9 protein-coding genes are annotated in these 11,487 nt (G+C 66.7%); 8 read left to right on the plus strand and 1 reads right to left on the minus strand.

Annotated features, from left to right (window positions below; all coding sequences use genetic code 11):
- Window positions 1–203 precede the first annotated feature (203 nt).
- From LDO54_RS24475 to LDO54_RS24510, 8 genes are all read left to right on the plus strand, one after another.
- The gene (locus LDO54_RS24475; RefSeq protein WP_224013250.1) at window positions 204–1,472 is read left to right on the plus strand and encodes an MFS transporter; all 1,269 of its coding nucleotides are present in this window, start codon (window positions 204–206) and stop codon (window positions 1,470–1,472) included.
- A 485-nt stretch (window positions 1,473–1,957) separates the two neighbouring features.
- The gene (locus tag LDO54_RS24480) at window positions 1,958–2,410 is read left to right on the plus strand and encodes a zinc-finger-containing protein (RefSeq protein WP_224013251.1); all 453 of its coding nucleotides are present in this window, start codon (window positions 1,958–1,960) and stop codon (window positions 2,408–2,410) included.
- A 152-nt stretch (window positions 2,411–2,562) separates the two neighbouring features.
- Window positions 2,563–3,027 (plus strand): hypothetical protein, encoded by a 465-nt coding sequence (locus LDO54_RS24485; protein ID WP_224013252.1) that lies wholly within the window; start codon window positions 2,563–2,565, stop codon window positions 3,025–3,027.
- 841 nt (window positions 3,028–3,868) lie between these two features.
- Complete coding sequence (locus LDO54_RS24490; protein WP_224013253.1) at window positions 3,869–4,042, plus strand: hypothetical protein; 174 nt, start codon at window positions 3,869–3,871, stop codon at window positions 4,040–4,042.
- A gap of 208 nt (window positions 4,043–4,250) precedes the next feature.
- Window positions 4,251–6,002 (plus strand): ABC transporter permease, encoded by a 1,752-nt coding sequence (locus tag LDO54_RS24495; protein WP_224013254.1) that lies wholly within the window; start codon window positions 4,251–4,253, stop codon window positions 6,000–6,002.
- 16 nt (window positions 6,003–6,018) lie between these two features.
- On the plus strand, window positions 6,019–7,353 hold the full coding sequence (locus LDO54_RS24500; protein ID WP_224013255.1) for an ABC transporter ATP-binding protein: 1,335 nt from the start codon (window positions 6,019–6,021) through the stop codon (window positions 7,351–7,353).
- A gap of 276 nt (window positions 7,354–7,629) precedes the next feature.
- On the plus strand, window positions 7,630–8,403 hold the full coding sequence (locus LDO54_RS24505; protein ID WP_224013256.1) for a hypothetical protein: 774 nt from the start codon (window positions 7,630–7,632) through the stop codon (window positions 8,401–8,403).
- Window positions 8,403–8,825 carry a hypothetical protein gene (locus LDO54_RS24510; protein ID WP_224013257.1) on the plus strand — a complete coding sequence of 141 codons (423 nt, stop codon included), beginning with the start codon at window positions 8,403–8,405 and terminating at the stop codon, window positions 8,823–8,825. Before LDO54_RS24505 ends, LDO54_RS24510 begins: the two co-directional genes overlap by 1 nt.
- A gap of 180 nt (window positions 8,826–9,005) precedes the next feature.
- Here the strand turns inward: LDO54_RS24510 and LDO54_RS24515 are convergent.
- A partial coding sequence (locus LDO54_RS24515; protein ID WP_356791400.1) for a mechanosensitive ion channel family protein occupies window positions 9,006–11,487 on the minus strand: 2,482 nt, incomplete at its 5' end.

The following is an 11,487-nucleotide window of genomic DNA, read 5'->3' on the forward strand; positions in this document are numbered from 1 at the left end:
GCGGATCCCGGCAAGGATCGCTGGCGGTATCGTTATATTCTAATGTATATATCGGTGCCGATAATCGCCCACGCGCATGAATCCGTGGCGCGCCGGCGACGCGGCGCCCGATCGACTAGAATCAGGCGCTTTACGCGACGCCTGCGCGCCGCAAATACGCGCCGCCGTGGCCTCGGCCGCGCCCTTTCCGCCTTCCGCCGTCCATGAACACACCTTCTTCCGCTCCCGGCGACGTGCCGCAGAGCATCGCGCGCAATCGCGGTTTCCAGCGTTTCTGGGGCGCCCGCGTGCTCGGCTCGATGTCGTTTCAGATGCTGGCCGTCGCGATGGGCTGGCACATTTACGCGCTCACCAAGAGTGCGTTCGCGCTTGGCCTGCTCGGTCTCGCGCAATTTTTGCCGATGTTCCTGCTGACGCTCGTCGTCGGCCATGTCGCCGATCGTTACGACCGCCGGCGCATCGCCGCCGTGTGCCAGAGCATCGAGTGCGTGGCCGCGCTGACGTTCGCGTGCGGCACCTTCGGCGGCTGGCTCAGCGCGCCGATGATCTACGTGCTGGCGGCCTGCGTGGGCGCGGCGCGCGCGTTCGAGTCGCCGGCCATCTCGTCGCTGCTGCCGGGCGTCGTGCCGCGCGCGCAACTGCCGAACGCGACCGCGTGGTCGACCTCGGCGACGCAGACCGCGCAGATCGTCGGACCGGCGCTCGGCGGCCTGCTCTACGGACTCGGCGCGGGGCCGGCCTTCCTGGCCTGCGCGGTGTCGTTCGCGATCGCGGCGATGCTTTCGGCGGCGATTCCGCTCAAGGCGCGGCCGCCGTCGCGCGCGCCGGTGACGCTGGAGTCGGTGTTTTCGGGCATCGCGTTCATCCGCTCGCAGCCGGTGATTCTGGGCGCGCTGTCGCTGGACCTGTTTGCGGTGCTGTTCGGCGGCGCGACCGCGTTGCTGCCGGTGTTCGCGCGCGACATCCTGCACGCGGGGCCGCTCGAACTGGGGCTGCTGCGCTCGGCGACGGCAGCGGGCGCGCTCGCCGGGACGATCTGGCTCGCGCACTTTCCGTTGCGCCGACGCCCGGGGCTCTCGATGTTCGGCGGCGTGATCGTGTTCGGCTGCGCGACGATCGTGTTCGGGCTGTCGCATAACGTGGTCGTTTCGCTGATCGCGCTAGCGGTGCTCGGTGCGTCGGACGTCGTGAGCGTGGTCGTGCGGACGTCGCTCGTGCAGTTGCGCACGCCCGACGAAAAGCTTGGCCGTGTGAGCGCGGTCAACTCGCTGTTTATCGGCACCTCTAATCAGCTCGGCGAATTCGAGTCGGGCCTGACCGCCGGCTGGTGGGGCGCGCAGCCCGCGGTGCTGGTGGGCGGCGTGGCGACCATCGGCGTGGCGCTGCTGTGGATGAAGCTCTTTCCCGCACTGCGGGATACGCGTTCGCTAGAGCGCGAGGACGCGCCCGCGACGGCGAGCGCGGCGGGGTGAGTGGCTGAGGGTGGCAACTAACGGCGGCGACCGATGGTGGCAACTAACGGCAGCGACTAACGGCGGCGACTGACGGTGGCAACTAACGGCGGCAACTAACGGCGGCAACTAACGGCGGCAACTAACGGCGGCAACTAACGGCGATCGTCGCAACTAACTGTCGTGCGCGGCTTCGGACGTCTTGGCGATGAAGGAATGCTGGCGTGATCCGCGTCGTTTGCCGCGTCATCCTGTCTCATCCGCAGCATTCGGGGCGGATTTGGGCCTGTTTTGGGCACGTTTCGACCGTTTTTCGACCTGTTTCGCCACGCCGACACCAGGCAAACTCGCCGATTCCCGGTATCCTTGGGCCGAAGTGAAAGGAAGCGCACCCGCGCCGCCACGCCCAGCTCTGTCTGGCCAAAGCCAGGCCACAACCCAATCAGCACCAGCATGTCCCAGTCATCCCGCCAGCTAACGTCGACGTCCGCCTTCCGGAGCACGCCATGCGCGTAGGCCGTCCGGTCAAGGCGCTGCCGCAGCCGCTCTGCGACTACTGCGGCGCGAAGGCGCTGCTCGCGCGTTTCGGCGACGAAGCCTATCCGTATCGCGACGATCACGGCACGCTCTGGGTCTGCCCCGCGTGCGAAGCGTGGATCGGCGTGCCCGCGCGTAGCACGCGCAACGTGCCGCTCGGCCGTCTCGCCAACGGCGCGCTGCGCGACGCCAAGAGCCGTCTGCACGACGCGCTCGAACCGCTCGTCGCGGCCAAAGTGCGGCGCGACAAGGTCAATATCTTCGAGGCGCGCGGCCGCGCGCTGCGCTGGCTCGCCGAGGAGCTGGGCTTCGATTTGCCCAATCCGTCGATCCACCATCTGACACTCGATCAGTGCGAGGCGGCGATCCGCCACGTCGAGGCCTTCATGGCCGCACGCCGCGCCAGCGGCGACGAGCGCTGACCTCCAAACCCCGCACATCGGCGCAGATCGGCACGCATTCCCGCACGTTCGCGCCGCCGCGGACACCTTTAGTTACATCCTCGCCGCAAATCGACGCTCAACCTTGGGCGCAGCGTGCCGTTATTGCACCTGAACCGATTCTTTCCTGTGACATGGCCAAGACGATCCCTTTTCCGGCGCAACACCTCCAGGCCACGCGCGCTCGACGCCACAAGGCCAAGACCGAGTTGCTGCCGATGCCGCGCGCCAGCGCGGATGAACTCGCGCTCCAGGTGCATCTGGCGCTGGCCGCGTTGCGCGCGGGCGGCTCCCAGCATGACGCCCAGGCGCTCCTGCATGCACACGTGCTCGCGCAATCGATTACGGACGCCGGTTACGGCGACCTGACGCCCGAACAGGTCGGCCCCGCCGACGAAGCGATCATCGCGTGCTTCACGCGCGGCGGCGCGCAGGGCGAATGGCGTCTCGACGAGACGCAATTCGAGGCGGTGCGCGCGGTCATCAGCGTCTACGACGTGCAGCTGCAAAGCGCGCCGATGTGGGTGCTGACCGATGCGAGCGAGCGTCTCGAGCGCATGCGCGCGGGCGAGACCGGGCAGGCGCGCAAGCGCGCGTGACGAAATTCGCGGGCACGCGGGTTGCGGATACGGCTTTCGGAGTCGACGTTGACCCGGGTATGGCCCCGTGCGATTGAAGCGCTGCCGCAACAAGCAGTCGCGACGCAGCGATATCGCAGCGTTCAGACCCCGATCGACCCTGCCGCGTGTCAGGGTAATGAAAGCGACAATCGCGGCGACAACAGCGCGAATCGGAGCATCCACCGCCATCGCGCTCAATGCGCCGTCTGGCGGCGTTGTGGCGGCATTGGCACGGGATTTGACGCGCGGCGCGAATCGTGTTGACTTCCGACAGCGTGCGTGACTAAAATTCGCCCGTCTTAACAAAAGGGGCTGACGCCTTGGACAGTAGCAGTAGTCGATCTTCGAACAGTTTCGCTGCCTGACCGGCAGGACGTCCGCGCTCCCTTTTCTCTCAGCCGCCGTCTTGCCAGCCAGGCAGATGGTGCGCGTCCAGCAGTACATTCTCGTGCACTCTTTTTAGCGTCGACCAGGCGCCGCAGCGTCGTATGCGCAGCGCGCCAGGCCGATATCGCGCCGTGAGCCCTGTTCGCTCGCGGCACGGTCCGTTCGTCACGCCGATCGTCCGCCTTGCGGCCGTCGCGCGACGCGCGGACCGCCACATGCGCCGCCTGGGACCGGTTTCCAGCGCGCCGCCGTGACGATAAGGAGTTCCGATGTCCGACAGTGACAGTTATCCGTTATGCCGCTTCCTTTTTTCGTTCCCTGAGGAAAGCGCGCAGACGTGAGCCGCTGACGCGCGTACGCCGCGCGCAGCCGGGTCTGCTGGCTTTCCTCGCAACCGCGTCCGCTCCCCGAGCGCGACGTGAGGAGATCCAGCATGAACTTCGGCCTTCTTCTGCCGCACCTGCCGCAAACGCTGCACACCCTTCATCCCGACCAGCTCGGCGCCCTCGAGCGCCCGAGCGGCACGCCGCCTTGCGCGCCGTCCCGCCTTGCCGCGCGCTGGCGCGACTTGCGCGCGCGCGTGTTCCGCGCGTCGGGGCGAGGTTGACCGGGGCTGACCCAAGTTAGGACAAGAAAGAACGGCCCCGCCCGAACGCGCTGCCGCCCGCATGGCGGCGCGCTCGACGCACGGGCCGCGCATCATCCAGATCGCCGGTGCATCAAGACATGAATCAGATCAACCGCTCCATGCGAACAACTCGCCGCGCTGCGCGCGCACGCGGCGTCGCGCATGCCATCGCCCTGGGAGGCCGCTAATGGAGTTCAGATTCAACCTGAACCGTACGGCCAACGCCTCGGCGTGGCGCGTGCTGCCCAACCGCTGGGACTTCGTGGCGTTCCCGCTCATCATCTGCCTGATCGCGATGGCAGCCGTGGGCTTCCACGAGACGATGGCGCCGATCGCCACGCTCAAGGCGCAGCCGATTTCGCTCGACGCGTCGAACCTGCCCGAGTACGCGATGCGCACGACGCTGCGCATGCTGGCGGCGATGATCGCCTCGCTGATCTTCACGCTCGTGTACGGCACGCTTGCCGCGAAAAGCCGCCGCGCCGGACTCGTGCTGGTGCCGATTCTCGACATTCTTCAGTCGGTGCCGGTGCTGGGCTACATCTCGTTCACGGTCACGTTTTTCCTCGCGCTGTTTCCCTCGCGCGTGCTCGGTGCCGAACTCGCGGCGATCTTCGCGATTTTCACGAGCCAGGCGTGGAACATGACGTTCAGCTTCTATCAGTCGCTGCGCACCGTGCCGCGCGATCTCGATGAAGTGTCGAAGGGTTTCCATCTGACCGGCTGGCAACGCTTCTGGAAACTCGAAGTGCCGTTCTCGATGCCGGGCCTCATCTGGAACATGATGATGTCGATGTCGGGTGGCTGGTTCTTCGTCGTGGCCTCCGAAGCGATCACGGTCGGCAACAACACGATCACGCTGCCGGGCATCGGCGCGTATCTGGCGCAGGCGATTTCCGAAAAGAATCTGCACGCCATCGGTTGGGTGATCCTGACGATGACGGTCGTGATCCTCGCCTACGATCAATTGTTGTTCCGTCCGCTCGTCGCGTGGGCCGACAAGTTCCGTATGGAAAACACCAGTTCCGGCGACGCGCCCGAGTCCTGGCTGCTCGACCTGATCCGCCGCACGCATCTGATTCACCGCCTGCTGGTGCCGATGGGCTTCCTGCTCGCGACGCTCGCGCGCATTCCGTTCCGCGTGCAACTGCCGAAGGCGATGCCCGCCGTGAACCTCACGCTCAGCAAGCGTTCGCGTGTCGGCGACGCCATCTGGGCCGTGTGCGTGATCGCGCTCACGCTGTTCGTGGTCTGGCGCGTGGTGGCTTACGTGCGCACCGGCGTCTCGCTCGACGAAGTGGGCCATGTGCTCGTGCTCGGCCTCATCACGCTGCTGCGCGTGATGTTGCTGATCGCGATTGCCTCGGTAATCTGGGTGCCGCTCGGTGTGCTGATCGGTCTGCGCCCAGCGCTCGCGGAAAAGTTCCAGCCGCTCGCGCAGTTTCTCGCGGCGTTCCCGGCAAACCTGCTGTTCCCGGTCTTCGTGATCGTGATCGTGCGTTTCCACCTGAACCCGGACATCTGGCTCTCGCCGCTGATCGTGCTCGGCACGCAGTGGTACATCCTGTTCAACGTGATCGCGGGTGCGAGCGCCTATCCGAACGACTACAAGGAAGCGGCGAAGAATTTCCGCATTCGCGGCTGGCAGTGGTGGCGTCAGGCGATCCTGCCGGGCATTTTCCCGTACTACATCACGGGCGCGATCACGGCCTCGGGCGGCGCGTGGAATGCGAGCATCGTTGCTGAATACGTGCAATGGGGCGATACGCGACTCGAAGCGCACGGCCTTGGCGCCTACATCGCGCAGATGACCGCCGCCGGCGATTTTCCAAAGATCATTCTGGGCATCGCGATGATGTCCCTGTTCGTGACGCTGTTCAATCGCGTGCTCTGGCGTCCGCTGTACACCTACGCCGAGTCCCGGCTGCGGCTCGATTGAGATGGAGTAAAACATCATGCTGAATCCGAAAATCGTCTCATCCGACCTGCTGCCCGTGCGGCCCACGCTTGGCGAGGAAGTGCTTTCCGTCAAGCACATGTCGCGCGGTTTCGCGAAGAAAGACGACGAGCGCCTCGTGCTCGACGACGTCAATCTCTCGCTGCGCGAAGGCGAAATCGTCGGGCTGCTCGGCCGTTCGGGCTCGGGTAAATCGACGCTGCTGCGCATCATCTCGGGCCTCATCGAAGCGAGCGCGGGCGAGGTGAACTGGCTCGGCAAGCCGCTCGAAGGCCCGGCGAAGGGCGTCTCGATGGTGTTTCAGACCTTCGCGCTGTTTCCGTGGCTCACGGTGCTGCAGAACGTGGAAGCCGGTCTCGAAGCGCAGGGCGTGCCCGCGCGCGAGCGCCGCGAACGCGCGCTGGCCGCCATCGACCTGATCGGTCTGGACGGCTTCGAAAACGCCTACCCGCGCGAACTCTCGGGCGGCATGCGTCAGCGCGTGGGCTTCGCGCGCGCGCTCGTGGTCGACCCGGCGCTGCTGCTGATGGACGAGCCGTTTTCCGCGCTCGACGTGCTGACGGCCGAGACGCTGCGTACCGACCTGCTCGATCTCTGGACGCAGGGCCGCATGCCGATCAAGTCGATGCTGATCGTCACGCACAACATCGAAGAAGCGGTGTTCATGTGCGACCGCATTCTCGTGCTCTCGTCGAATCCGGGACGCGTGGTGGCCGAAATCAAGGTGCCGTTCAAGCACCCGCGCAATCGCCTGGACCCGGCGTTCCGCAAGCTCGTGGACGAGATCTACGCGAAGATGACCGCGCGCGACGCGGCCGAAACCACCACGCGCCGTCTCGAAGTGGGCAGCCGTTTGCCCGACGTTTCGACGAACCTGATGGCCGGTCTGATCGAAACGCTGGCGGCCGCGCCGTACCATGGCCGCGCCGACATGCCGGAAATCGCGCGCTCGCTGCATCTCGAAGTGGACGACCTGTTCCCGATTGCGGAAATGCTGCAATTGCTGGGTTTTGCCGATGTGCGCGACGGCGACCTGTTGCTCACGCCGCCCGCGCGCGTGTTTGCCGAGATGGGCACGCAGGCGCGCAAGCTCATGTTCGCCGATCACCTGCTGCGCAACGTGCCGCTCGCGGCGCGGATCAAGAAGGTGCTCAACGAACGCCCGGGCCACCGCGCGCCGCGCGTGCGTTTCGAGCAGGAACTGGAGGATTTCCTCTCGGACACGGCCGCAGAAGAAACGCTGGACACGGTGATCGACTGGGGCCGTTACGGCGAGATCTTCTCGTATAACGACCAGTCGGAAATTTTCAGTCTCGAAGACGTGGAAGCTTAAAGGACGCAAGGCACGCAGCGCACGCGGCGCTCCTCCGGTTAAAAAACGCTGTGGACGATGGCTCATTGTGCCGTTGTCCGCAGCGTTTTTTTCGTCCCATCGACAGCTTCGCAGTACGAACCTCAAAGAAACACCGATTCTCCGCTGCTAGTATTTTTTCGACGCGTGCGCTGCACGGCGTACGTTATCTCGCACGCCAGATTGGCCTCGATTTAGCCTCGATTTGGCATCGTATCGGTTGCATTTTTTGCGGTCATCGGAAGGGAGAACTGAATTATGTCGACGGATCGAAAGACACTTTCCGCGGAAGCGGTCACGGCGGCGTTCAACCAGATCTGCGCGCATCTCGACGAAGACGCGGGCGATCTCGACACGGCCACGCGCAAGCGCCTCGAGCGCATCGCGAAGGAAAGCATGGACGCGCATCCGGCGCTCGCGTGGCAAACGCTCGGCATGCTGGCCGCCGAGCGCTGGGACGGCGAGGCCGTCGAAGCCTTGTTCGCGAATGCCATGCGCTGCGAGCGCGGCGCGCAGGTCGGCATCAATTTCGCCGTGGCGCTCGCGGCCTGCAACCGTTTTCGCGAAGCCGCGCAAGTCGCCGAGCGCGCGTGGGAGGCGCAGCCGTCCAGTCTGCTCGCACTGCGCGGCGCAATCGACATGGCGTGGCAGGCGGGGCGCTGGATGCGCGCGCTGGAGTTCACGCAGGTGCTGAGTTCACATTCGAACGCAACGGACCGTGAAACCGAGGGGTATCGGCGCAAGGCGGTGGCCATTCTGGATCAGTACTCGGTGCCGCTCTCTGTCGTCGAAGCGCTGCACGACGCGCTTTATGGTTTTCTCGCCACGCGTCGCGTGCGAGCGCTCGCGGCCTGCGAATTCGTCGACGACGGTCCCGGCGACGAGGCCGTTTATGTGACGGTGCAGGTCGCGAGGGAGCGCGAGGAGGTGGAGCAGCTGGATGAGGCGTTGACGGAGGTGCTGCAAGAGACGGGCGGCCTTTCCGTGCTCAGCACGTTTGCCATCAATCTCGGTGAAATGGAAACGGTCTGATGACGCCCGAGGAGTTTATCGATACGGCAGAGCGGCTGCTGTGCGAGCCCGCAAGTGAAGCGGACAGGCGGAGTGCCGTTTCTCGTTCGTACTATGGCGCCTTTCACGCCTGTATCGCAAGCATCCCTCGTGAGTACACGCCGGCGCGTGATCGGGTGATGTCTTCGGAATCGCATCGAGCGGTTGTCGACGCGTTAACCGGCTGGGGCGCGAAGCTGGTGAGCGGGCGAACGGTGGCGTCTCAGGTTTCGCGCGAGCTGGCCGTGCTCAAGCGCGCACGCCGCCATGCCGACTACGACCTCACCCGCACGCTAAACGAGCACGACGTCGGTTCATGTGTGCGGCAGTCGCGCAAGATCGTTACGCTCATTCGCTACGCACGTGAGCGCCACGATCAATCGGCGCTTGCCGGCAGTGGATGACCCCGCGTGCATTGCTACGCGCGCAAAGGTGAGCTTCTTCGGGAGCCACGGCATCGCGGTGGCTTCACGCGCGAATCGCATCGTGCGATCGCGCGCAAAGCCCCGCCGCTGCGTGAGGTCCCGTCACGTCTCGCGCGTCGCACGGCGAGCGTGCATACGCAAAGGTGAGCTTTTCCGGGATCAGGACGGTTTCCCGCGCGGCGTCGTGCGCGCGTCATCGCCGTCGCGCTCGCCGGTGCCGAACACGCGGCCTTCCACGTCGCTTTCGTGCGGTACGCCGATCACGAAATTGCGCTGCGGGTTCGCCAGTTCGATGCCGCGCTCCGTGAACAGCGCCAGCACGCGGCGGTTGAATTCGCGCTGCACGCCCCAGCGCGACGAGTCCTTGCACTGGATCTGGCCGACAAGCGTGACGCTCGCGCCGTCGACCTGATCCACGCCCCAGTAGGCGAAGTCGCTGAGTATGCCGTTCTTGAAAGCGTCGTCGGCGCGGATCGAGGCGCCGATCTCCTTGAGCGTGTCGATCGCACGTTGCAGGTCGTTGCCGTGCGCGATCACCACCTTGACCGCTGCATTGCCGATGCCGCGGTTCGTGTTGTTGACCGTCGTCACCGAGCTGAACGGGACGGTGTAGAGCGAGCCGTCGCCGCCGCGCAGGCGCACCGTGCGGATCGAGAGGAACTCCACCGTGCCGGAGACGCCCGCCACGGTCACCCAGTCGCCGACCTGCATCGCGTTTTCGGTGAGCAGGAAGATGCCGGTGATGAAGTCCTGCACGAGCTTCTGCGAGCCGAAGCCGAGCGCCACGCCGAAGATGCTCGCGCCCGCGATCAATGGCGCGGTGTTCACGCCGAGCTGCGAAAGCGCGGTGAGTCCCACGATCACGAAGATCGCGACGAACAGCGTGGTGCGGAACATCGGCAGCAGCGTGCGCAGGCGAGCGGCGCGCACGTAATCGCCGGCGTCGGTCCAGGCGTTGAGGCGGCGTTCGGCGGCACCGTTCGCGGCCTCCCAGATGACGATCGCCACGGCCACGGCTACGGCGATCGTGAGCAGCGCGGAGCCGAGCAGATGGCCGATCGGCGCGTTCATCAGCAGGCGCGAGGGACGTAGGCCCCAAACGTGCAGCAGCACGTCGAGCGTGACGATCCACAGCGCGGCAATCGCCACGCGGCGCAAGGCGGGGTAGTAGCGGTAAGCGCGGCGTTGCGAGATGGTCATGTCGGCGCGGTTGCCGAGCGGATCGAACACGCGTCCGAGCGCGCCTAGTGCAACGATGGCGGCCACGCGCGCGACCAGCAGCACCGCGAGCGAAAGGCCGCCCGCGCGCATCAGTTCGCGATAGCCGCCGCGCAGGTCGAGCGCCCATACGAACCAGAGCGCCATGACCACGAAGATCGCGGCCACGGCCCAGATGTCGGCGAACCAGTGCGCGAGCCAGGCCAGCGAGCCGCGCTGCGCGGCCACGTTACGCAGCCACGCGGCCACGGGTTTGCGGCATTGGAGGATCATCACGACGAGCGCGAGATGGCCGATCAGCGTGACGAGCTTCACGAGGGCGAGATGGGCGTCCTCGGTCATGCCGAGCGGCACCGCGCCCGCGAGCGCGCCGCCCACGCCGCCGATCACGACGATGCGCACGACCCAGCGCTGCGAGAACGCGGCCCACGTCGCGCTCATGCGCGTCAGGCGCAGCGCGTCCGAGTCGGGCGCGAACAGCAGGGCGCCCACGGCGATCACGATGCGGCAGATCACCCACGTGTCGACGAGTTCGCCCACAGCGGCGGCCGGCGCGGCATCGTCGGCGCCAAAGAGTGAGAGCACGCCTGCTGCGATCAGGCCGAAGCCCATCACGGGCACGAGGTCGAGCAGCGTCACGAGCAGCGCGGCGGGCAGGCGTTGCAGCAGGCGCCAATGATGCGCGCCGCGGCTGCGATGGCGCGCTTCGCGTGCGCGCGTGAGCGGGTCCTCGTTGGGCGCGGCGTCGCTGGCTGCGGCGGCGGTCACGGTTGCGCGCGCGGCGGCATTCGCGGCCGGGTTCGCGTTGGGGCCGGCGTTCGGATCGGCGTCGGTGGCTTTGGCGGTGCTGGTGGTGCTGGTGGAGCCGGAAGTCGATCCGGCGGTTTTTGTGTCCTTGGCGGGCGCGTCGGCGGCTTCCATGCCGGCGGCGGCGCGCAGGGCATCGTCGTCGTCGCCGGATGGCGTCTCGGCTTTGAGCGCGGTGGCCGTGCCGGTCGCTTCCGGCGTCTGCGGTTGCGCTGGCGGCGCGGCGACGGGCGCGCTGGCGTCGACGGAGTCGTCGAGCGTGGCGGCGGCGTGCGCGACGATCGAGCGATGCGGCTTGGCGAGCGCGCGTCGCAGCAGCGCCTCGATCGCCAGCGCGGGCACGAGCGTGAGCAGCAGCACGCGCAGCAGTCCGAGCAGCATCGCATGGCCCTCGGGCGTGCTCAGGCGTTCGCGCCACCAGCCGCGCGCGGACCCGGTGTCGAACAGCGCCGTGCGCGCGTGCGCGAGCCGCTCGCTGATGAGCCGCACGCTATGCGCGGCGTGATCGGCGAGTTGCAGGACGAGGCCGTTCGAGCGCAGTGCATCGGTGAGCGGCGCGGAAGCGGCGGTGGCCGCCGAGGCCGTCGCGGGCGCGCTCGCCGCCGTGGCGCTCGAC

This window comes from Paraburkholderia tropica (assembly GCF_914484835.1).
GTDB classification, from domain to species: domain Bacteria; phylum Pseudomonadota; class Gammaproteobacteria; order Burkholderiales; family Burkholderiaceae; genus Paraburkholderia; species Paraburkholderia tropica_A.